This window comes from Palleronia caenipelagi (assembly GCF_007004065.1).
Lineage (GTDB): Bacteria > Pseudomonadota > Alphaproteobacteria > Rhodobacterales > Rhodobacteraceae > Palleronia > Palleronia caenipelagi.
Genome location: NZ_VFSV01000009.1, coordinates 14483 through 36492 on the forward strand (window position 1 = coordinate 14483; position 22010 = coordinate 36492).

At 62.5% G+C, this 22010-nt stretch carries 23 protein-coding genes and 1 tRNA gene; 15 read left to right on the plus strand and 9 right to left on the minus strand.

Annotated features, from left to right (window positions below; all coding sequences use genetic code 11):
- The first annotated feature begins 255 nt into the window (after positions 1 to 255).
- Both rpsB and tsf read left to right on the plus strand, forming a co-directional pair.
- Positions 256 to 1143 carry a 30S ribosomal protein S2 gene (gene rpsB / locus FEV53_RS07040; RefSeq protein ID WP_142834106.1) on the plus strand — a complete coding sequence of 296 codons (888 nt, stop codon included), beginning with the start codon at positions 256 to 258 and terminating at the stop codon, positions 1141 to 1143.
- 105 nt (positions 1144 to 1248) lie between these two features.
- Entirely contained in the window at positions 1249 to 2124 is an 876-nt protein-coding gene (tsf, locus tag FEV53_RS07045; RefSeq protein WP_142834107.1) for a translation elongation factor Ts, read from the plus strand.
- Between the two features lie 68 nt (positions 2125 to 2192).
- On the opposite strand, the gene aroQ is transcribed toward tsf, so the two are convergent.
- Positions 2193 to 2636, minus strand: a complete 444-nt coding sequence (aroQ, locus tag FEV53_RS07050; protein ID WP_142834108.1) for a type II 3-dehydroquinate dehydratase — start codon at positions 2634 to 2636, stop codon at positions 2193 to 2195.
- A gap of 184 nt (positions 2637 to 2820) precedes the next feature.
- On the opposite strand from aroQ, the gene FEV53_RS07055 reads away from it, so the two are divergent.
- A tRNA-Leu gene (locus FEV53_RS07055) sits at positions 2821 to 2905 on the plus strand.
- 95 nt (positions 2906 to 3000) lie between these two features.
- On the plus strand, positions 3001 to 3423 hold the full coding sequence (locus FEV53_RS07060) for a hypothetical protein (RefSeq protein WP_142834109.1): 423 nt from the start codon (positions 3001 to 3003) through the stop codon (positions 3421 to 3423).
- Here the strand turns inward: FEV53_RS07060 and FEV53_RS07065 are convergent.
- The 8 genes from FEV53_RS07065 to FEV53_RS07100 form a co-directional block, all read right to left on the minus strand.
- Positions 3361 to 4005: a nucleotidyltransferase family protein gene (locus FEV53_RS07065; protein WP_281283460.1), complete on the minus strand. Its 645-nt coding sequence runs from the start codon at positions 4003 to 4005 to the stop codon at positions 3361 to 3363. The two genes, FEV53_RS07060 and FEV53_RS07065, sit on opposite strands and share 63 nt — an antisense overlap.
- A complete protein-coding gene (locus FEV53_RS07070; protein WP_142834111.1) occupies positions 3995 to 5287 on the minus strand; it encodes a branched-chain amino acid ABC transporter permease in 1293 nt (430 codons plus the stop codon). Before FEV53_RS07070 ends, FEV53_RS07065 begins: the two co-directional genes overlap by 11 nt.
- Complete coding sequence (locus FEV53_RS07075; protein ID WP_142834112.1) at positions 5284 to 6294, minus strand: branched-chain amino acid ABC transporter permease; 1011 nt, start codon at positions 6292 to 6294, stop codon at positions 5284 to 5286. Before FEV53_RS07075 ends, FEV53_RS07070 begins: the two co-directional genes overlap by 4 nt.
- Before the next feature lies 1 nt (position 6295).
- Positions 6296 to 6676 carry a hypothetical protein gene (locus FEV53_RS07080; protein WP_142834113.1) on the minus strand — a complete coding sequence of 127 codons (381 nt, stop codon included), beginning with the start codon at positions 6674 to 6676 and terminating at the stop codon, positions 6296 to 6298.
- A gap of 28 nt (positions 6677 to 6704) precedes the next feature.
- Positions 6705 to 7532: an ABC transporter ATP-binding protein gene (locus tag FEV53_RS07085; RefSeq protein WP_142834114.1), complete on the minus strand. Its 828-nt coding sequence runs from the start codon at positions 7530 to 7532 to the stop codon at positions 6705 to 6707.
- Positions 7529 to 8305 carry an ABC transporter ATP-binding protein gene (locus FEV53_RS07090; protein WP_142834115.1) on the minus strand — a complete coding sequence of 259 codons (777 nt, stop codon included), beginning with the start codon at positions 8303 to 8305 and terminating at the stop codon, positions 7529 to 7531. The genes FEV53_RS07085 and FEV53_RS07090 overlap by 4 nt, the downstream gene beginning before the upstream one ends.
- Positions 8306 to 8419: 114 nt before the next feature.
- Positions 8420 to 9601, minus strand: a complete 1182-nt coding sequence (locus FEV53_RS07095) for an ABC transporter substrate-binding protein (protein WP_142834116.1) — start codon at positions 9599 to 9601, stop codon at positions 8420 to 8422.
- 133 nt (positions 9602 to 9734) lie between these two features.
- Entirely contained in the window at positions 9735 to 10727 is a 993-nt protein-coding gene (locus FEV53_RS07100) for a GlxA family transcriptional regulator (RefSeq protein ID WP_142834117.1), read from the minus strand.
- A 132-nt stretch (positions 10728 to 10859) separates the two neighbouring features.
- Here FEV53_RS07100 and FEV53_RS07105 point away from each other — a divergent pair, with 132 nt between their 5' ends.
- From FEV53_RS07105 to phoU, 11 genes are all read left to right on the plus strand, one after another.
- Entirely contained in the window at positions 10860 to 12236 is a 1377-nt protein-coding gene (locus FEV53_RS07105; protein WP_142834118.1) for a class II 3-deoxy-7-phosphoheptulonate synthase, read from the plus strand.
- Positions 12237 to 12248: 12 nt separating this feature from the next.
- On the plus strand, positions 12249 to 13118 hold the full coding sequence (locus FEV53_RS07110; RefSeq protein ID WP_142834119.1) for a YicC/YloC family endoribonuclease: 870 nt from the start codon (positions 12249 to 12251) through the stop codon (positions 13116 to 13118).
- A 7-nt stretch (positions 13119 to 13125) separates the two neighbouring features.
- Positions 13126 to 13773, plus strand: coding sequence for a guanylate kinase (gmk, locus tag FEV53_RS07115; RefSeq protein ID WP_142834120.1), 648 nt, complete (start codon positions 13126 to 13128; stop codon positions 13771 to 13773).
- Complete coding sequence (locus tag FEV53_RS07120) at positions 13770 to 14288, plus strand: gamma carbonic anhydrase family protein (RefSeq protein WP_142834121.1); 519 nt, start codon at positions 13770 to 13772, stop codon at positions 14286 to 14288. Before gmk ends, FEV53_RS07120 begins: the two co-directional genes overlap by 4 nt.
- A complete protein-coding gene (locus tag FEV53_RS07125) occupies positions 14288 to 15469 on the plus strand; it encodes a trans-sulfuration enzyme family protein (protein ID WP_142834122.1) in 1182 nt (393 codons plus the stop codon). Before FEV53_RS07120 ends, FEV53_RS07125 begins: the two co-directional genes overlap by 1 nt.
- Positions 15466 to 16491 (plus strand): sensor histidine kinase, encoded by a 1026-nt coding sequence (locus tag FEV53_RS07130; RefSeq protein WP_142834123.1) that lies wholly within the window; start codon positions 15466 to 15468, stop codon positions 16489 to 16491. The genes FEV53_RS07125 and FEV53_RS07130 overlap by 4 nt, the downstream gene beginning before the upstream one ends.
- A gap of 129 nt (positions 16492 to 16620) precedes the next feature.
- Positions 16621 to 17655 (plus strand): substrate-binding domain-containing protein, encoded by a 1035-nt coding sequence (locus FEV53_RS07135; protein ID WP_142834124.1) that lies wholly within the window; start codon positions 16621 to 16623, stop codon positions 17653 to 17655.
- Between the two features lie 53 nt (positions 17656 to 17708).
- On the plus strand, positions 17709 to 19166 hold the full coding sequence (gene pstC / locus FEV53_RS07140) for a phosphate ABC transporter permease subunit PstC (protein ID WP_142834125.1): 1458 nt from the start codon (positions 17709 to 17711) through the stop codon (positions 19164 to 19166).
- Positions 19163 to 20470: a phosphate ABC transporter permease PstA gene (gene pstA / locus FEV53_RS07145; RefSeq protein WP_142834126.1), complete on the plus strand. Its 1308-nt coding sequence runs from the start codon at positions 19163 to 19165 to the stop codon at positions 20468 to 20470. Before pstC ends, pstA begins: the two co-directional genes overlap by 4 nt.
- 11 nt (positions 20471 to 20481) lie before the next feature.
- The gene (pstB, locus tag FEV53_RS07150) at positions 20482 to 21279 is read left to right on the plus strand and encodes a phosphate ABC transporter ATP-binding protein PstB (protein ID WP_142834127.1); all 798 of its coding nucleotides are present in this window, start codon (positions 20482 to 20484) and stop codon (positions 21277 to 21279) included.
- A 14-nt stretch (positions 21280 to 21293) separates the two neighbouring features.
- On the plus strand, positions 21294 to 22007 hold the full coding sequence (gene phoU / locus FEV53_RS07155; RefSeq protein ID WP_142834128.1) for a phosphate signaling complex protein PhoU: 714 nt from the start codon (positions 21294 to 21296) through the stop codon (positions 22005 to 22007).
- Positions 22008 to 22010 lie beyond the last annotated feature (3 nt).

Consider the following 22010-nt stretch of genomic DNA (forward strand, 5'->3'; position numbering starts at 1 on the left):
TAATGGGCGAGGGGCGGGCGTTGCGCAAGCCTTTCTGTCGGCTCAAACCGGACCCTTTTGGGGCATAAACACCTGTTTTCTTGGGACAACGCGATGTTGTCGGCAGGGGGCTTGCGTGTTTCGCGCACCCGTCCTATACGCACGGCACTTCACAGGCGTGGTTCGGGCTTGCGGGGGAGAAATCCCTGTAAGTCCACCGGTTCGGGCTATCCCGTACAAGCTGCGCCGAGGATTGAAACCGGAAAGGTAGTAAGAATGGCTCTTCCTGAGTTCACTTTGCGCCAGCTGCTCGAAGCGGGCGTTCACTTCGGCCACCAGACCCAGCGCTGGAACCCGCGCATGGGTCAGTACATCTACGGTGACCGTAACGGCATCCATATCATGGACCTGACCCAGACCGTCCCCATGCTGGACAAGGCTCTGCAGGTCGTTCGTGATACCGTCGCCAAGGGCGGCCGTGTCCTCTTCGTTGGCACCAAGCGTCAGGCCCAGAAGCCGGTCGCCGAGGCCGCCGAGCGTTGCGCCCAGTATTACATGAACCACCGCTGGCTCGGTGGCACCCTGACCAACTGGCAGACCGTCTCCAAGTCAATTAGCCGCCTGCGCGAAATCGACGAAAAGATGGCCGAAGGCGCCGCTGGCCTGACCAAGCGTGAGCGTCTCTCCATGGAGCGCGATCAGGGCAAACTGAACGCTTCGCTGGGTGGTATCCGCGAAATGGGCGGCGTGCCGGATCTCCTGTTCGTCATCGACGTCAACAAGGAAGACCTGGCCATCGCCGAAGCGAAGAAGCTCGGCATCCCGGTCGTCGCCATTGTTGACACCAACTGCTCGCCCGATGGTGTGGATTATGTGATCCCCGGCAATGACGACGCCGCTCGTGCCATCCAGCTCTACTGTGACCTCGTGGCCCGTGCCGCTCTGGACGGTATGACCGCTCAGCTGGGCGCCGCCGGTGTCGATATGGGTGCTCTCGAAGAGTATGGCGAAGAAACCCTGGCCGAGGAAGCCGCTGCCGCTGAGGCCGCCGCCGCTGCCGAAGCCGAAGCCGAAGCTGCCGCCCCCGCCGAGATCTCCGACGAGGCCGTGTCCAACGACGCCGTGGCCGCCGAGGGTGTGCTGGATCTGGACAACAAGGGCTAAGCCCTGCCGCGTGCTCTTTGTGGTGCGCGGACCCGTGATTTTTGCCGGAGCAGGGCGGAGACCCCGCTTCGGCATTTCAATTCCCGAGAATAGGAGAGCCGCAAGATGGCGATCACTGCTGCTGACGTGAAAAAGCTCCGCGAATCCACTGGCGCGGGCATGATGGATGCCAAGAAGGCGCTGACCGAGACCGATGGCGATTTTGATGCCGCTGTGGACTGGCTGCGCACCAAAGGTCTTGCCAAGGCCGCCAAGAAGGCCGACCGCACCGCCGCCGAAGGCCTTGTGGCCGTTAAGGTCGAGGGTGGTACCGGCGTGGCGGTCGAGGTGAACTCCGAGACCGACTTTGTTGCCAAGAACGCCGAATTCCAGTCGCTGGTTTCCGGCATCGCCGATGTCGCACTGAACGTGTCTTCCGTCGAGGAGCTGGCCGCTGCCGATATGGGCGGCAAGACCGTGGGCGACCAGCTGACCAGTGCAATCGCCAAGATCGGCGAGAATATGACCCTGCGCCGCATGGAAAAGCTCGAGGGCGAGAACATCGCGGCCTACGTGCACAACGCCGCCACTGACGGCATGGGCAAGATCGGCGTGCTCGTGGCTTTCACCGGCTCCGACGCCACCACCGCCCGTCAGGTCGCCATGCACATCGCCGCGATCAACCCGGCCGCGCTGAACGAGGCCGAGCTCGATCCGGCGATCGTCGAGAAGGAAAAGCAGGTCCAGATGGACATTGCCCGTGAAAGCGGCAAGCCGGAGCAGGTCATCGAGAAGATGATCGAAGGCCGGATGAAGAAGTTCCTCTCCGAGGTGACCCTCGTGAATCAGGCCTTCGTGGTGAACCCCGACCTGACCGTCGGTGCCGCAGCCAAGGAAGCTGGCATCGAGATCACCGGCTTTGTCCGCGTCGAAGTGGGCGAAGGCATCGAGGTCGAGAAAGAAGACTTTGCCGCTGAAGTGGCCAAAGCCGCTGGCGCCTGATTTTTATAAATCAGGTCAGACGGAAAAGGCGCCCTCCAGGGCGCCTTTATTCTTTTTATGGCTGCTGCTCAGGTCGTGCTAAAAAGCCGATGGAGGCGATCTACAGCGAAGAGGTAACCTTGGGTGCCACAACCCGCGATGACGCCTTCGGCCCGGGCGGAGACATAAGAGTGGTGGCGAAAGCTCTCGCGCTGGTGGATGTTCGAGATATGCACCTCGATCACCGGGCCGTCATAGGCGTTCAGCGCGTCGAGGATCGCGACGGAGGTGTGCGAGTAGGCACCCGGATTGATGATGATCCCGTCGGAACCGTTGCGGGCGTCCTGGATGAGATCAACAAGGGTTCCTTCGTGGTTCGACTGATGTGCGATCAGATCCAGATCCAATTCAGCGGCGCGCTCGGTGCAGGCGGTGACCACGTCATCCAGCGTTTCATGTCCGTAAATCTCCGGTTGCCGCAGCCCCAGAAGATTCAGGTTCGGGCCGTTCAGAAGTGTGATTGTTTTCCGCATCGTGCTGTCCTTGGGCTTGTTGCGCTCAAAGACCACGCCAGCAGCAACGAGTCCAGTGAGGCTTGGAGGAGAGACGCGCACCCTTCTAAGCGCGGCGTCGTGAGTTTTCCGCGACGCCTTCGCAGTTTCAGACGTATTTTCGCGTCTTGTCACCGGCACCGCCTCCGCATAACTCACGGAATGTGCGGACGTGATGGAATGGTAGACATAGGGGACTTAAACTCCCCAGGGCATAGCCCGTGCGGGTTCGAGTCCCGCCGTCCGCACCATGACTGATTGAGGTAAAGGACAGGTCCTGCGTGGCAGATCGGCCCTTGCGCCGACGCACGGGAAAGATAGTCTCTGATCCAAAAGGAGACGCGTGGTGCAATCAACTCCCTGGCATTTCTGGGTCATCGTTGTCGTTGCATTTCTATGGCAACTCATCGGCGCAGTTGATTTCACCGCCTTGCAGCTGGAGTGGTCGCCATGGATGGCGATGATCACCGAGGCTCAGCGGGCACGAAATGCGCAACTTCCGTTTTTTGTCGATCTGTGCTGGGGGCTGTCGGTCTGGCTGGGTCTGATTGGTGTTGTGATGATGGCACTGAAGGCCAACCTCGCCCCCACGCTTCTTGGCGCTTCAATGGTGTTCACCGTTGTCTTGACCACTTACAATAGTTTTCTGGCCACGCCGAGCACCCTCTCGCAGGCCGGCATTCCGGGGTTGGTCACGCTCTGGGTCTCAGCGCTGTTTACCGTCTTCCTGTGGCTCTACGCGAGAGACATCCGGCGCGGTGTTCTCTGACAACGCGCGCCATCGGGCCCAGTCTTCGGGTGTGTCGAGGTCAGTAACGGCCCGCTGACCATCCAGCGCAATGAGCTCTAAATCCTGTCTCCGCAAGAGATCCCGTGCGCCCTGATCTCCACGTAGTGTCAGCAGCAGCGGAACCATCCCAGCGGGGAGTACAACCGGATGGCCAGGCTGGCCTGTCCCGCTCGTGGCCCGGATGATGCGGTCGGGGGCCGACCGGTGGGCGGCGATCATGATCTGCAAATCGTGAGATGTCAGGTCCGGCATGTCGGCTGGAACGATCATCAGCGGACCTTTGGTCCGCGAGGCTACGGCCCGCAGACCGGCAGCCATGCCTTCGTCTGCATCGACGACAATCAGGGTAGAGACTTTCAAATCTGTCAGCACGGCCTGGCGTTTAGCGCCTAACGGACCCGTTGGGAGGGGAATGACGACGTCCCAGCCAGTCAGGAGCGCTTGTTGTGCCAGATGGCGGAGCAGAGGACGAACCGCGACGTATTCCAGCAACTTGTCCCGGCCCCTCATGCGACGGGACGCGCCCGCCGCAAGCAGAGCTATGGTGCCCTCAGCGCTCAGGGATCAGCCCACGCGGTGCAAAGCGCAGCACTATGAGCAGCACCAGCCCCATGGTGAAGAGCCGCATGTGGGCTGCCGACTCCAGCAGATGCGCCTTGAGGGCCGATCCTTCGGGCAGTCCCGAGGACAGGAGCTGCATGAGCATCAGGCCCAGCGGCTCGACCTGCACCCAAAGGAACCAGATCAGCATGCCCCCCAGAACAGCGCCGAAATTGTTGCCCGATCCGCCGACGATCACCATCACCCAAACGAGGAAGGTAAAGCGCAGCGGCTGGTACGAGGAGGGCGTGAGCTGGCCATCAAGCGTGGTCATCATCGCCCCCGCCAGCCCGCAGACCGCGCTGCCGAGGATGAAGATTTGCAGATGCCGCCGGGTCACGTCCTTGCCCATGGCCTCAGCCGCTGTTTCGTTGTCCCGGATCGCGCGCATCATCCGCCCCCACGGGGATGCTAATGCGGCCTGCGCCATCCACATGACGACGACCAGCACCGCGAGGAACAGCGCCGTATAGCCCAGCTTCACCGCCATCGAGGATGCCACCACCGGATCGAGCCCGAACGAGGCCGCCTGTTCAACGAAACCCGGATCCTGTTGCAGATCCACTTCGTAGGGGACAGGGCGGGGCAAGCCGATGACGTTCTTCACACCCCGGCTCAGCCAGTCCTCGTTCTTCAGAACTGCGATGACAATCTCGGCAATCCCGAGCGTCGCAATGGCCAGATAGTCGGAACGCAGTCCCAGCGCCGTTTTGCCGATCACCCAGGCCGCTCCGGCGGCCAGCAGGGCGCCCACCGGCCAGGCAAAGAGGATCGGCAGGCCGAGCCCCCCCAAATAGCCGGTAAGTGCGGGATCAACCGCCTCGACAGCCTCAACAGCACCATCGAACAGCCGCCTGTAGACCACGAACCCGACCACCAACAACGCGAGCAGGCTAAGGGTTCGAACGGCTCCGGGGGTCATCCGCTTGTAAAGGTAAATAGCCCCCGCCAGAACGGCGGCTCCGAAGGCCAGCGCGAGGATAATCCGGCCCCCTCCCGCAGCCCAGGCACCCTCGACCGGCGGCATCCCCACCAGCACGGCAGCCAGACCGCCGAGCGCCACGAAGCCCATGACGCCGACATTGAAGAGCCCCGCATAACCCCACTGCATATTCACTCCGAGGGCGAGAATGGCGCTGATCAGCCCCATGTTCACGATCCCGAGCGCCACGTTCCAGCTTTGGAACATTCCCGTCAGCAGAATCAGAACTCCGACAAGCAGAAAAAGACCGATGGTTCTCATAGCGCTTTCCCCCGGAAGAGGCCCGTCGGGCGGAACAGCAGCACGATGACGAGGATCGCAAAGCTGACCGCGAATTTGTAATCGGTGGAGAGGAGTTGCACGAGCCCCTCAGGCTCCAGCGACTCCGGCAACCAGTAGACCAGCACCTTTTTCCACGCATAGGTCAGGATCACCTCGGAATAGGCGATAACAAAGCCCCCGGCGATGGCCCCCAATGGCGATCCGAGCCCACCCACGATGGCGGCAGCAAAGATCGGCAGCAGAAGCTGGAAGTAGGTGAATGGCTTGAACGACTTGTCCAGCCCGTAGAGCGTGCCCGCCACGCAGGCCAGCGCCGCGACAATCACCCAGGTGATGGCCACCACCCGTTCGGGCGAGATGCCTGACAAGAGCGCCAGATCCTCGTTATCCGAAAACGCCCGCATGGATTTTCCGGTTCGCGTCCGGTTCAAGAACCAGAATAGCGCCGCCACCACGGCCACCGCCGTAACGATGGTGATCGCCTGACTGGTGCGCAGCGCGAGACCTTCGTCCAACCCGGACCACGTCTTGAAGTCCCGCGCCGAGATCAGGAATCGCGCCCCGTCGTCAAATCGCTGGTCGTCCGGCCCGATGATCAGACGCGTCAGTCCGTTATAGACGAACATCACGCCCATGGAGACGATGACCAGCAGCACCGGCGGCACTTTCTTCACCCGGTAGAAGCGATAGACCCAGCGGTCCGTCACCAGCACCAGCCCGACGGTGATCAGGATGCCGAAGGGCAGCGCCAGCAGCGCAGTGGGCACCGGCCCCAGATCCACGCCGAGCGCCTGCAATCCCCAGGTCACGAGGATCACCGCCATGGTGCCAAAGGCCATGGTGTCGCCGTGGGCAAAGTTCGAGAACCGCAGGATCCCGTACACCAGCGTCACGCCAAGCGCGCCGATGGCCAGCTGCGCCCCGTAGGCTGTAGCCGGGATCACCACGAAGTTCAGAAGCGTGACCAATCCGTTCAGAAAATCCACGTCACTCTCCTTTATCCGCGGGAACCACACAGCTCCCCGCATAGGTGATGGCCACGGCACCCGTGGCATCCATCACAGTGAGGCGTGCACTCTCGCCGACGGTCCCCGCGAGAAGGCGCACCGTGCTGTCCGAGCGCACCAGCCACGCGAACCGATCGCCTTCGCGCACGGGTTCAGCGATCAGCTCTTCAGACACATCGATCATCACCGCGCCGCCATCGCGCGCCACGATCTCAAGCGTGTAGTCGGTCTCCGAGCAACCATCCGTGTCGAAGCACTCGGTCTCGAACGCACAAACCAGTCCCTCAGCCGACGCGGCATGACCCAGCATCAGCCCCCCAAGGACCAGAACCAGCGCCTCTTTGTGTTTGAAAATACCCATATCCCGCCGTCTCTTATCCGCCATGCCGTCAGCCCCCGAGGAACGAGCGGCGGACATCGTCATCGGCCAGCAGGTCTTTGCCTGTCCCGGTATAGGCATTGCTGCCCTGCACCAGCACATACCCTGTATCCGCGATCTCCAGAGCCTGACGCGCATTTTGCTCGACCATCAGGATCGAGATCCCGGTCCGCGCCACCTCGATGATCCGGTCAAACAGCTCATCCATGACAATCGGGCTCACCCCTGCAGTGGGCTCATCGAGCATCAGCACATCGGGCTGGGTCATCAGTGCGCGGCCCACGGCCACCTGTTGACGCTGGCCGCCCGAAAGCTCGCCCGCAGGCTGGCGGCGCTTGTCGCGCAGGATCGGGAAGAGGTCATAGACCTGCTCCATGGTCGCGCGTATGTCGTCCTGCCGCAGGAAAGCACCCATCTCTAGGTTCTCCTCGACTGACAGGGAGGTGAAGACGTTATGGGTCTGTGGCACAAAGGCCATTCCCTTGGCGACCCGCTCCTGCGGGCGCAGGGAGGTGATGTCTTCGCCCCGCAGGCGCACCGCGCCCTTACGCACGTCGAGCATCCCGAACACGGCCTTCATCGCGGTGGATTTGCCAGCGCCGTTTGGGCCCACGATCACCGCGATCTCGCCGCTGTCTACAGCAATGGTGCAGTCATGCAAAATATCGGCACCACCGCCATAGCCGCCGGTCATGTTGTCGCCGATCAGAACAGGGCCGCCGTCGCGGGAGGTATCCGGACGGTCGCGCTCCGGTGCCTGGGTCATGGTTCCTCCGGCGCTGGACGATTTGGTGATCGAGCGGTCCTTGTTGCCGCGGTCGGAATAGGGCTCGCTCATGCGCTTTCCTTGTTCTTCAACCCGGTGCCGAGATAGGCCTCAATGACCTCCTCATTGGCTTTGATCTCATCGATAGTGCCCTTGGCCAGCACCTTGCCCTCGGCCATGACGATGACCGGGTCGCAGAGGCGGCCGATGAATTCCATGTCATGCTCAATCATGCAGAAGGTATAGCCGCGCTCGCGGTTCAGCCGCTGGATCGCGTCGCCGATAGTGTAGAGCAGTGTCCGGTTCACGCCCGCGCCGACCTCGTCGAGAAACACGATCTTGGCATCCACCATCATCGTGCGACCGAGCTCCAACAGCTTCTTCTGGCCGCCCGAGAGGTTCCCGGCGCGCTCATCCTTCAGATGATCAATGGTCAGGAATTCAAGGACTTCGTCAGCTTTCTTCAATAAGTCCCGCTCTTCCTGAGCGATCCGGGCGCGGTGGAACCAGGTGTTCCAGAGCGTCTCGCCGGACTGGCCCGAAGGGACCATCATCAGGTTCTCGCGCACGGTCATGGACGAGAACTCGTGGGCGATCTGGAAGGTCCGGAGCAGGCCCTTGTGAAACAGCTCATGGGGGGGCAGGCCTGTGATGTCCTCGCCATCCATCATCACGGTGCCGCTGGTCGGCGGCAAGACACCCGCGATGACGTTGAACAGCGTAGATTTCCCCGCGCCGTTCGGCCCCACGAGGCCGGTGATCGAGCCCGTGGCGATCTCAAGCGACGTGCCGTCCACGGCGCGAAATCCCCCGAAATGCCGGTGCAGATCCTTGACGACGATCATGTCGTGTCCCCATTTGCAGCGCCGGCTTTGCCGCCGGTCTCGCCGGTCACCTGCCGGCCTGTAAAACGGGGCCGGACGCGCCTGCGCCGGCCCCGTTCGTGTCAAACTTTCAGATCAGCGGATCTGGACGGTCTCGAAGCCACCACCGGTGATGTTGTACTCACGGTAGGTGCCCGCGGCCTCACCCGGGCCGATCAGTTCCACATTGGTGGCGCCGACATAGTCGATATCGCCGCCATCGGCGAGGATCTGGATGGCCTTGCCCAACTCGCCGGGCAGGATCTGCTCACCCGGGGCGTTGGCCACTTCGGTGATCTTGTCCTTGTAATCGGCGGCGCTGGTGGACCCGGCGGCCTGCATGGCAAGCGCCAGCAGCGCGGCGGCGTCATAGCTCTCGCGGGTGTAAGAGCTGGCCGGATCGAACCCGGCGGCTTCGGCCAGCGCATTGAACGCCTCGGTGCCTTCGCCCTCGGACCACGGGATCACACCGTAGGAGCCGTCGAGACCGTCGCCCATATCAGCCACGAGTTGGTCGGAATACATGCCGTCGCCCAGCACGAAGCTGTCGAACGCACCACTGTCGAGCGCGGCCTGGATCATGCCCTTGCCGCCCTGATCGGAGTAGCCGAGCACGGCCAGCGCAGAGCCGCCAGCGGAGGCCAGCGCACCAATTTCGGCTGAGTAGTCGCCCTTGCCGTCCTCGTGGGGAGAGCTGAGCGTGATGGTGCCATCCATGGCCTCGAAGGCGGAGATGAAAGCATCCGACAGGCCCTTGCCATAGTCGTTATTGGTGTAGGTCACGGCCACGTCGGTCACGCCGCGGGATTTCAGCACCTCGGCCAGCACCTCGCCCTGACGGGCATCGGAGGGGGCGGTGCGGAAGAACAGGCCGTTATCCTCGGCCTCGGACAGACCCGGCGAGGTGGCGGAGGGCGAAATCATCGCCACGCCGTTCGGCATCGCCACGTTGGCCAAAATCGCACCGGTCACGCCGGAGCAGTCCGCTCCCATGATCGCGGTCACACCGTCGGAGGTGATCAGACGCTCGGCTGCGGCCTGAGCGGCGGCGGCGTCGACACAGGTGCTGTCCGCGCGGATCGCTTCGATCATCTGGCCGTCAAGGATGCCGCCGGCTTCGTTGATCTCGGAGACGGCCAGCTCGGCCGATTGTCCCATAAACGGGGTGATGGATTCAATCGGGCCGGTAAAGCCAAGAATGATCCCCATCTTTACGTCCTCGGCGATGGCGGCGGAGGCCATGCCGGTCAGCGCGGTCGCAAGCAACAATTTTTTCATTCATTATCTCCCTGAAGTCTTATGACAGACAAGACTGGTCACGGAGAGAAGCGCAAACGGGCGAAAAATGGAACCGCTTTTTGCCTCTCTTTGCGTCAGGAGAGGGGAACCTATCCGTTTGGATATTTGAGGCTTACGACTGGCTGCCGCGTTCGCGATAGGGCGTTTTGCCGTAATGGCTCCGGTAGCATTTGGAGAAATGCGAGGGTGAGGTGAACCCGCAGGCCAGCGCCACCTCGATCACGTTCATATCCGTTTGTAACAAGAGGTTACGGGCGCGACCGAGGCGGATCTCCATGTAGTACCGCTTGGGCGAACGGTTCAGGTACCGTCGAAACAACCGCTCCAGCTGGCGGGTCGACAGATCCACCTGCGCAGCCAAAACCGAGGGACTGATCGGCTCTTCGATATGGGCTTCCATCTTCTGGATGACTGTCGAGAGCTTTGGATGCCGGACGCCGATCCGGGTGGGCGTGGAGAGGCGCTGCTGATCCTGATCGGTGCGAATCGTCGAATAAATCAGCTGGTCGGCTACCGCATTGGCGAGATCCTCACCATGTTCGCGGGCAATGATCCGCAGCATCAGGTCGATGGAAGCGGTGCCCCCGGCGGCAGTGAGCATATTGCCGTCAATGGTGTAGACCCGACGGGTCAGCTCAATCTCGTCAAACTCCTCGGCGAAACCGTCCTGATTGGCCCAGTGGATCGTGGCGCGCTTGTCCTTCAGGAGCCCGGCCGTCGCGAGTGTGTGGGCGGCGGTGCACAGCCCGCCAATCACCGTTCCCTGTCGCGCAACCTTGCGGAGCCAGCCAACCACTGGCTTGGTCGTGGCTGCCTGCACATTCTCGCCGCCGCAGACGAGAATCACCGAACTGCGGGGCACTTCTCCCAACTGGTTGTCCACGTCAAAGCCCAGCCCCGCGGAGCACGTGGCCCGCGCGTTCTCCGCGGTGAGGCTCCAGCGATAAACCGGCTGATCGGACAAGCGGTTGGCCAGTCTCAGGCATTCCACCGCCCCTGCAAAGCTGATCAGCGAAAATCGGTCGAGCAGCAGAAACGTAACGTGCCGGATCCCGGATCCGCCAGAAGATGTGACGGATGACGGTGCGGAAGTCGGCTGGCCCATGAGCGATCCCGTGTCCTGTGCTGAGCGCGGGCTGACCCCGCATACCATTTGTGTCGGTCAGCGCGTTGGCATTTGCAAGAGGTCCCGGCCCTGCGTATAGCTGCCCATGACAGAAGCGTAAGGAGCGAGCAGATGCAGCATTCTGGAATTTCGAGCTGGCGTGACCGTGAGCGGATCCAGATGCCCGTCTATACGGACAATGACGCGCTGAATGCCGTGGAGACGCAGCTCCGCGCAATGCCGCCGCTGGTTTTCGCCGACGAGGCCCGCCGTCTAAAGCGCGACATGGCTGCCGTGAGCCGGGGCGAAGCTTTCCTGCTGCAGGGCGGCGATTGTGCCGAGAGCTTCGAGCAATTCGGCGCGGACATGGTGCGTGATACGTTTAAGGTGCTGTTGCAGATGGCGATGGTTCTGACCTACGGCGCCAAGGTGCCGGTGGTGAAGGTTGGTCGCATCGCTGGCCAGTTCGCCAAGCCGCGCTCTGCGCCAACCGAGACGTCGAACGGTGTGGAGCTGCCCTCCTACCGGGGCGACATCATCAACGGCTTCGACTTCGACGAAGACAGCCGCATTCCCGACCCCGAACGGATGATCGAGGGTTACACCCAGGCCGCCGCCACGATGAACATGCTGCGCGGCATGGCCAAAGGCGGCCTCGCCGATATCAACAAGGTTCACGAGTGGACGCTTGGCTTTACGGCTGAGGACAAGGCTGCCGATTACCGCGACATCGCCAATGCGTTGCAGGATACGATGGACTTTATCCGCGCCGCCGGTCTCAGCCCCGCCAAGGCCGAAGAGCTCGCCTCCGTGGATTTCTACACCAGCCACGAAGGGCTTTTGCTGGAATACGAAGAATCGCTCACCCGCCGCGATCCGGTGACCGGCGAGTATGTGGCCGGGTCCGGGCATCTGATCTGGATCGGCGACCGCACCCGGCAGCCCGACGGAGCGCATGTGGAATTCTGCCGCCAGATCATCAATCCGATTGGCCTGAAATGCGGCCCGACGACGACCGCCGAGGATCTGAAGGTTCTTGTGGACCGGCTGATGAACGGCAAGCTCGACGATGCGGGTCGCCTCATGCTGATCACCCGGTTTGGCGCTGGGAAGGTCGAAGAACACCTGCCGCGTCTCATCGAGACCGTCGAGGAGATGGGGGCGAAGGTTGTCTGGACCTGCGATCCCATGCACGGCAACACGATCAAATCCGGTTCCGGCTACAAGACCCGGCCCTTTGAGGACGTACTGTCCGAGGTGCAGGAGTTCTTCGACGTGCACCAGCGGATGGGAACGGTCGCGGGTGGCGTGCATTTCGAGATGACCGGTCAGGACGTGACTGAGTGTACCGGCGGCGTGATTGCGGTGACCGACGAGGATCTGTCGGATCGTTATCACACCGCCTGCGACCCGCGCCTGAATGCCTCCCAGTCTCTGGAGCTGGCCTTTCTGGTAAACAAGCTGATGCGGGAGAAGGGCGGGGACACCCGTGCCGCGGTCAACTCCTGACCCGCTGACCCCATGACCCAGTCGATGACGGCCTACACCACTGCCACCGGGACGCTCGCGTCCTGGTCGTGGCAGTGGGAACTCCGGAGCGTCAACGGCAAGGGTCTCGACCTTCGGCTGCGCCTCCCCGACATGATGCAGCCCCTCGGCCCGGATCTGCGCCGCCTGATCGGCGCGCAGGTCTCCCGGGGCAACCTGTCCCTGTCGCTAAAACTGGACCGGAACGCCGGGGAGGGCGACGTCGATCCGGCGGCGCTGGACCGGATTGCAGCAGTCGAGGCCGCCGCAGCCGCCCGGGGCCTGATCCTGCGCCCGTCCAGCGCGGTGGAGATCCTCTCACTGCGGGAAGGAGCCGATAGCGTCTCGGAAGACGACGCGAACGTGCTCTCGCAAACGCTTCTGAAGCAGTTCGAGAATAAAATCCTGCCTGCCTTCATCGCCGCCCGGGTGGCCGAAGGACAGGCGTTGATCGCCATTCTGGACGCCCGCGTCGATGAGATCGACACCCTCGTGACCCGCGTCTCCGATGCCGTCGCAGCCCGGCAGGATCGCCAGCGCGAAATCCTTCGGGAGCAGATCGCCCGCCTACGCGACCTCAGCGACACCGATCCAGACCGTCTGGCGCAGGAGCTGGCTATGCTCGCCATCCGCCATGACGTCACCGAAGAGCTGGACCGCCTGCACACCCATGTGACCGCCGCCCGGGATCTGCTGGCCAAGGACGGCCCCAAGGGCAAGCGTCTCGATTTCCTGATGCAGGAGTTTAATCGCGAGGCCAACACGCTGTGCTCGAAATCTCAGGACAGCGCGCTCGCCGCCATCGGGCTTGACCTCAAGACGGTGATCGACCAGCTCCGCGAACAGGTTCAAAATCTGGAGTAATCCGCCCGTGCAAGACGCCCAACGCCGTGGTCTGCTGATCATCCTCTCCTCGCCCTCCGGCGCCGGTAAATCCACGCTGGCCCGCCGGTTGATGGAATGGGACCCGAGCCTCAGCTTTTCCGTCTCCGCCACCACCCGCGCGCCGCGCCCCGGCGAGGAAGAAGGCCGCGAATACTATTTCCGCGACCGTGCTGCGTTTGAGAAGATGATCGCCGAGGGTGAGATGCTGGAACATGCAGAGGTGTTCGGCAATCTCTATGGCTCGCCGCGTGGTCCAGTTGAACAGGCGATCCGCGCGGGCCGGGATGTGCTGTTTGACGTGGACTGGCAGGGCGGTCAGCAGATCCGCAATTCCGCGCTGGGCAAACACACCCTGTCGATCTTCATCCTGCCGCCCTCGATCCGCGAGCTGGAGCGCCGTTTGCGCACCCGCGCGCAGGACAGCGATGAGGTGATCGCGGGCCGGATGCAGAAAAGCCGTGACGAAATCAGCCACTGGCCCGAATATGATTATGTGCTGGTCAACGAGGATCTGGACGCCACCGAAGCCCGGCTCCGCACTATCGTGGAAGCCGAGCGCCTGCGCCTGTCGCAGCAGCCCGGTCTGGTCGAAATTGTGCGGAACCTGAACACGGAATTTGAGGAAAACCAATGATCTACGCTCTTGACGACTTCCGCCCGCAGATCGCTGAAGATGCGTGGATCGCACCCGACGCAAATATCATCGGCAATATCCTCCTGGCCGCGCGCAGTTCTGTCTGGTTCGGCTGCACCTTGCGTGGGGATAATGAGCTTATCACCGTGGGCGAAGGCTCGAACGTGCAGGAGAATTGCGTATTGCATACCGATCCGGGCTGCCCTCTGACCATCGGACGCGATTGCACCATCGGCCATAAGGCGATGCTGCATGGCTGCACCATCGGTGATGAGAGCCTGATCGGCATGGGCGCGACCGTGCTGAACGGGGCAAAGATTGGTAAAAATTGCCTGATCGGGGCAGGGGCCCTGATAACCGAGGGCAAGGAAATTCCGGACGGCTCACTGGTCATGGGTGCCCCCGGCAAGATCGTCCGCCAGATGGACGAGGCCGCCATCGAGGGGCTGCGCCGCTCCGCACGCCATTATCAGGAGAATGCGGCGCGATTCGCCGCCGGTCTGAAAGCGCTCTGATGAGGCGCGACCCGAAATCCACAACCGTGCGCCGGACACCCTGGCCCGAAGGGGCTGAACGGGCTCTGGGCACACCGCTCCAACCCTCGGTCGTTTATACTGCCGCGGACCCTGACGCGCTCGACCGGATTTATGACGACGGCGCGCCGGGCTTTACCTATGCGCGCGAGGCACATCCGAACGCGGAGGTGCTGGCGGCGAAGATCGACCGGCTCGAGGGGGCGGAGGGCGGCATCGTGCTGGGCTCGGGCATGGCGGCGGCCACGGCGGTGATGATGGGGCTCCTGAAGGCGGGGGACCATGTGATCGGCGCAGATCAGCTCTATGGCCGGTCGCTGAGAATGCTGGCCGAAGACCTGCCGCGCCTCGGCATTGCCACCACGCTGGCCGATGCCTGTGACGCCAGCGCTATCGAGGCCGCGATTCGCTCTGAGACCCGGCTGATCCTGATCGAGATTGTCTCTAACCCAACCCTTAGGGTGGCCGATCTGGAGCGTATCGCGGCTCTTTGCCGTGAGCGGGATATCCTGCTGGCGGTGGACAATACCTTTACCACGCCGCGCGCCATCCGGCCCTTTGAGCACGGTGCGGATCTGGTGATCCACTCGGTGACGAAACTCCTCGCGGGCCATTCCGACGCGACGCTGGGTTATGTGGCGGCACGTGACCCCGAACTTCGCGAGCGCCTCCGCGTGACCGCGATCACCCTAGGCCTCACCGCCAGCCCGTTCGATTGCTGGCTGGCCGAGCGGGGGCTGTTTACGTTTGAGTTGCGCTATGACCGCGCCGAGGAAAACGCCGCCGCTCTGGCCGCGCATCTGGCGGGGCTGGAAGGAGTTCAGGTGCTCTACCCCGGACGGTCCGATCACCCGCAGCATGACCGCGCGGCGGCGCTTCTGGGGACCCGGTTCGGCAATATGGTGACCTTCCAGATCGAGGGGGAGCGCGACGCCGCCAATGCGCTGGTCCGTGCCGCAGGCCAGATCGGATTTGCGCCGACGCTCGGGGACGTGTCGACGACGCTCAGCCATCCGGCCACTTCCTCACACCGGGCGCTGACCCCCGAGGCCCGCGCTGCGCTGGGGATCACCGAGGGGACGTTCCGCGTCTCCGTCGGTGTCGAGCCGGTCGAAACCCTCTGCGCGGAGTTCGAGGCCGCAATCCGGGCAGCGCAGGCATGACCGGACCTCAGGCGCGCGATCTCATCCGCGCGCTGCCGCAGCCTGCCTTGCTGATCAACGCGGACCAACGGATTATCGCCGCCAATGACACCGCCATTGCCCTCATGGGACGAGATCTCTCCGGGCGGCATATGGTGCTGGGTCTGCGGCAGCCCGATCTGGTAGAGGCGGTCGAAAACTGCCTAGCCGATGCTAAGCCGCGAACCGCCCGGTATCTCGGCCATGCCCAAGGCCGCAACGCGACCTGGCGGGCGCATGTGAGATCTGTTGATCTCTGGGTTCTCGTCACTATGGAAGACCGCACCGCGATGACCGACGCAGGTGAGATGCGGCGCGATTTCGTTGCGAATGTGAGTCACGAATTGCAGACTCCCCTGACCGCGATCATCGGATATATCGAGACGCTTCAAGGGCCCGCGCGGGACGACGCAACGGCCCGGACCCGGTTTCTGGAGCGGATGGGAGTCGAAGCACGGCGGATGAGCCGCCTTGTCAGCGACCTTCTCGCTTTGAGCCGCGTTGAGGCGCAGGAACGGCGCGTGCCGACGGGCGAAGTCGATCTGGTCGCGGTGATCGCAGCAGCAAGCGAGACACTGTCCTCAATGATTGAGCTCTTTGGCGCCGACATGAACATTCGGGGAGCTGAAAGACCCGTTATGCTGGCGGGCGACGCCGCCGAGTTGCAGCAGGTCTTCACGAACCTGATCGAGAACGCCCTGAAATATGGTGGTGACCGGGTGGAGGTGACGGTCGCTCCCGCCGATCCCGTTCCGGAACTGCGCCGCGCCGGGGTCGTCGTGGAGATCAGGGATAACGGTCCCGGCATCGATCCGTTGCATCTGCCGCGCCTGACCGAGCGGTTTTACCGTGCCGACTCCCACCGGGCTCGCGATGTGGGGGGGACGGGCCTCGGTCTGGCTATCGTCAAGCATGTCGTCTCTCGCCACAGAGGACGGCTGAAGATCACCTCAACCCGCGGGGAAGGAAGTACTTTTTCTGTTATCCTCCCATGTGGGCACTGACCTGCGCCGTGTCATAAAACTTTTACATTCCTGTTACAGAGCTGTTGTGGAGCACCCGTAGTTAGCAGATGTGGCCGCACTCTGTGGCCGACTCGTCCAGCGAACTGAACGACACGAGAGGGAGCTTCCATGTCCGTTCTGAACACCACCACCGCCGCCGCTTTGGGGCTGTTGACCGCCAGTGCTGCTTTTGCGCAATCCCGCGATCAGGTGCAGGTGGCGGGGTCCTCGACCGTTTTGCCCTACGCCTCCATCGTCGCCGAAGTCTTTGGCGAGAACAGCGATTTCCCGACGCCGGTCGTCCAGTCCGGGGGCTCCTCCGCGGGGCTCAAGCAGTTCTGCGAAGGCATCGGTGCGAACACCATCGACATCGCCAACTCCTCTCGCGCGATCCGTGAAAAGGAGATCGCCGCCTGTGCCGAGAATGGCGTGAGCGAGATCATTGAAGTGCGGATCGGCTATGACGGCATCGTTTTCGCGAGCCAGATCGACGGACCGGCCTTCACGGCCTTTGAGCCTGCGCAAATCTACATGGCGCTTGCTGCTGAACTGCCGGTGGACGGCGCCATGACCTCGAACCCGAACATGAGCTGGGCGGACGTAGATGCGGGTCTGCCGGGTGAGGACATCCTCGCCCTCATTCCGGCCACCAATCACGGCACCCGTGAGGTGTTCGACGAAAAGGTGATCCTCGCGGGCTGCGAGGCTTCGGGCGCCATGGAGGCGATCCTCGGGATCAATGGCGGCGATCATGATGCGGCCGAGGCGACCTGCATGACACTGCGCAATGACGGCGCATCGGTGGAGATTCAGGGCGACTACACCGAGACCCTGAACCGCATCGACCAGAACCCGACCGCCATCGGTGTCTTTGGTCTGGCCTTCTACGAGAACAACACCGACAAGCTGAAGGTCGCCACGATGGGCGGCGTGGCGCCGGCGACCGAGACCATCGCGTCAGGTGAGTATCCGGTGTCGCGGCCGCTGTTCTTCTACATCAAGAAGGCCCATATCGGCGTGATCCCCGGCCTGATGGAATACGCGCAGTTCTTCATGGCCGATGAGATCGCTGGTCCCGGTGGTCCGCTGGCGGAGTACGGCCTCGTGCCCGACCCGGCGATTGCCGAGACGCAAGCCAAGATCGCCGACGCACAAACCATGTAAGACCTGAGCGGGCAGGGGGATCTCCTGCCCGCGCTCCCGATACGGAAGAGGCCATGTCCCCGCTCTGGACCCCCCTGTTTATCCTCGCCCTCGCCATCGCAGGCTTTTTCGCCGCGCGGTCGAGGGCGTTGTCCACCGCCGGGGGCAATCCCCGGCTGATGCATTCCCTGCCGCGTGTCTACGGGATGAATGCGCTCATCTGGACTGCGGCGCCTGCGCTCCTGTTGTTGGCGGCGCTGACGCTGGCGCAGCCCATGATGCAAGAGCGGCAGGTCATGAGCGCTTTGCCCGACAGTCTGACCGCCAGTGCCGGAGAAACCAGCCTTGCCATGGCCGAGATTTGCCGGATCGCGGGCGGCATTGCGACAGCCATCGAGAATAGATCGCTGAGCAAGGACGCGGCGCTCCAAAGTAGCGATATCGGAACATTGCGCGATGCCCTGACCGGGGCCGGGATCGCGGTGACGCCCGAGACATCGGCCGAGATCCTGAACGGTGCGCAAGACTGGTACGCCTATGACCGGCGCGCGGCGCTGCTGCATGCGGTGCTGGCGCTGGGTGCTGCGGCGTTGGGGCTGGTCTGGGCGCTGCGGCGCGCGAGAAAAGACGTGAACGCCCGGTCCACCGTCGAGCGCGGCATCCTGCTGTTGCTGATGGGCGCGGCTTCGGTGGCGATCCTGACCACCGTGGGTATCGTATTTTCGATGCTGTTCGAAGCCTATCACTTCTTTCAGCAATATTCCTGGCGAGAATTTTTCTTCTCCACCAACTGGAACCCGCGATTCCAGGGCGGGTCGGATCTGGGGATGCTACCGCTCCTGTGGGGCACGCTTTACATCTCGCTGATCGCGTTGATCGGGGCGGTGCCGATCGGGCTCTTCGCGGCGATCTACCTGTCGGAATACGCCTCCCGCCGGATGCGCAGCATTGCCAAGCCGCTGATCGAGGTCCTCGCGGGCGTGCCGACCATCGTCTACGGTCTATTTGCATTGATTACGGTCGGTCCGATCCTGCGGGACTATTTCGCCGCACCCATGGGCCTCGGAAACTCGGCCTCCTCGGTGATGACTGCGGGGCTGGTGATGGGGATCATGCTGATCCCGTTTGTCAGCTCCCTGTCCGATGACATCATCAACGCCGTACCGCAGAGCCTGCGCGACGGCTCTTACGGACTCGGTTCAACCCAGTCGGAAACCGTGCGTCACGTGGTCCTGCCGGCTGCTCTGCCGGGGATCGTGGGGGCGATCCTGCTGGCGGCGTCGCGGGCCATCGGTGAGACCATGATCGTGGTGCTGGGGGCAGGGGCGGCGGCCAAGCTGTCTATGAACCCCTTCGAGGCCATGACCACCGTGACAGTGAAAATCGTCAGCCAGCTCACCGGCGACACGGATTTCGCCTCACCTGAGACACTCGTGGCCTTTGCGCTCGGGCTGACGCTGTTCGTCCTGACGCTGATCCTGAATGTCATCGCGCTCTACGTGGTGCGCAAATACCGGGAGCAATACGAATGACCGAGATCACAACCTCGCTCCTGACACTTGATGCGCGCACCCAAAAGCGTAACGCCGCCGAGCGACGTTTCCGCGCCTATGGGCTGGCCGCGGTGCTGACGGGGCTTTTGCTGCTGGTAATCCTGTTGGTCTCCGTCCTGTCGAACGGGCTCGGGGCATTTCGACAAACCTTCGTGACGGTCGACATCACTCTCGACCGCGCGCAGATCGAAGAGGCCGAAGCCGCGCTCGTGAAAACCAAGATCTATCGCGGCTTTATCGAGGACAACATCGCGGCCTCACTGGAGGCGGCGGGCGTGACGGAGGCCAACGACGCCAGCGCAGCCGCTGATTTGTTGTCCAAGGACGCCGCCGCCAGCCTGCGCGACTGGGCCAGGACGCGACTAGAGAGTGATGGCGAGAAATGGAGCAAAAGCTTTGACTTCCTCGCCGCCGGTCGCATCGACGGCTACCTCAAGGGTCGCGTGACCATGGAGAGCGCCGCGCTCGACAGCAAGGTCACACCGGAGCAACTGCAACTCGCCGATACGCTGCGTGACGCAGGCGTTCTGGTGGTGAAGTTCAACACGGGTTTCTTCACCCTGCCGGATGCGTCCGAAAATCAGGTGGAGGCGGCTGGCCTCGGCGTGGCGATCCTCGGCTCGGCCTATCTGATGCTGATCGTGCTGTTCCTCGCCCTACCTATCGGCGTTGCGGCCTCGATCTATCTGGAGGAATTCGCTCCGAAAAACCGGCTGACGGATCTGATCGAAGTGAACATCTCCAACCTCGCCGCTGTACCTTCGATCGTCTTCGGTATTCTGGGGCTCGCGATCTTCATCAACTTCATTGGGCTGCCGCAATCAGCCCCCATCGTCGGCGGGCTGGTGCTGACCCTGATGACCTTGCCGACGATCATAATCTCGACCCGGGCAGCTCTCAAGGCCGTCCCACCCTCGATCCGCGACGGGGCGCTGGGGGTGGGGGCCTCCCCCATGCAGACGGTATTCCACCATGTTTTGCCGTTGGCGGCTCCGGGCATCCTGACGGGCACCATCATCGGTCTGGCCCAGGCATTGGGCGAAACAGCACCCCTCCTGTTGATCGGCATGGTCGCCTTTGTTCGCGAGTATCCCGCCGGACCGCCCGAGGGGTTCTTTGACCCCGCTTCGGCACTGCCGGTGCAGGTCTATAACTGGACCCAACGGGCCGATCCGGCCTTCTTCGAGCGGGCCTCCGGGGCGATCATCGTCCTGCTGATCTTCCTCGCCATCATGAACATCACGGCGGTGTTCCTGCGCCGCAAATTTGAACGCCGCTGGTAAAGGTCTATAAGATGAAAGATACAGTTCTGGAGACGCACGCCATGACGCAAAACCGGGCGAAAATCCGCACCGAAGGCGTGAACGTCCATTACGGCGCGACCCACGCGATCAAGGATGTCACCCTGGATATTCCGGACAAGACCGTCACGGCCTTTATCGGTCCGTCGGGTTGCGGAAAATCCACTTTTCTGCGCTGTATCAACCGGATGAACGATACAATTGATGTATGTCGCGTGACCGGGATCATCACCATTGACGGTGAGGATATCTACGACCGCCGCATCGACCCTGTGCAACTGCGCCGCAAGGTCGGCATGGTGTTCCAGAAGCCGAACCCGTTCCCGAAATCGATCTACGACAACGTTGCTTATGGGCCGAAAATCCACGGCCTCGCCCGCAACCGGGCCGAGCTGGACGAGATCGTCGAAAAGGCGTTGCGACGCGGCGCCATCTGGGACGAGGTGAAGGATCGCCTGTCAGAGCCCGGCACAGGTCTCTCGGGCGGCCAGCAGCAGCGTCTCTGTATCGCCCGCGCCATCGCGACGGAGCCCGAAATCCTGTTGATGGATGAACCTTGCTCTGCTCTCGATCCCATCGCGACCTCTCAGGTCGAGGAGCTGATCTACGAGTTGAAAAACAACTACTCTGTGGTGATCGTGACTCACTCGATGCAGCAGGCCGCGCGGGTCAGCCAAAAAACTGCGTTTTTCCATCTGGGGACTATGGTGGAATATGGGGAAACCGACGAGATTTTCACCAACCCCCGGGACGAACGGACCGAGAATTACATCACCGGCCGGATCGGCTGAGGAGGGCAGGGACCATGAACGGCGAACACATTCACTCGGCCTTTGACCGCGATCTGGAACAGCTTCAGGCGGATCTGGTGCGCATGGCTGGCCTTGTGGAGCAGGCTTTGCGCGATGCCACCAATGCTCTCGTTACGCATGATACTGAACTGGCCGCAAAAGTGCGTCGTGAGGACAAGCGGATTGACGCGCTTGAGGACGCCATCAACGAAGAGGCCGCGCGGCTCATTGCCCTGCGCGCACCGTTGGCCGGTGACATGAGGCTGGTCTTGTCGGTGATCAAAATTTCCGGCCATCTGGAGCGCATGGGCGACTACGCCAAAAACATGGCGAAACGCACGGATCTGATCGCAGATCATCCGATGGTCGAGACCGCTCCGGCCGTGCTCAAGCGTATGGCCAATCAGGTCATCGCCATGATGCATCAGGTGGTTGAGGCTCACATCTCCCAGGACAGCGCCTTGGCGCATGAGGTGCGCGACAGTGACGCCGAAGTGGACCAGATGTATAACTCTATTTTCCGGGTATTGCTGACCTACATGATGGAAGATCCCCGTCAGATTGCTCCGTGTATGCACCTGCATTTCATTGCGAAAAATCTAGAACGGATCGGCGACCACACGACCTCGATCGCGGACCAGGTGATTTACGCAGTGGACGGATTACGACCCGACGAGGACCGGCCCAAAGCGGATCTGACCTCGGTCAAGGACCTGACAGGCAGCTGAGAC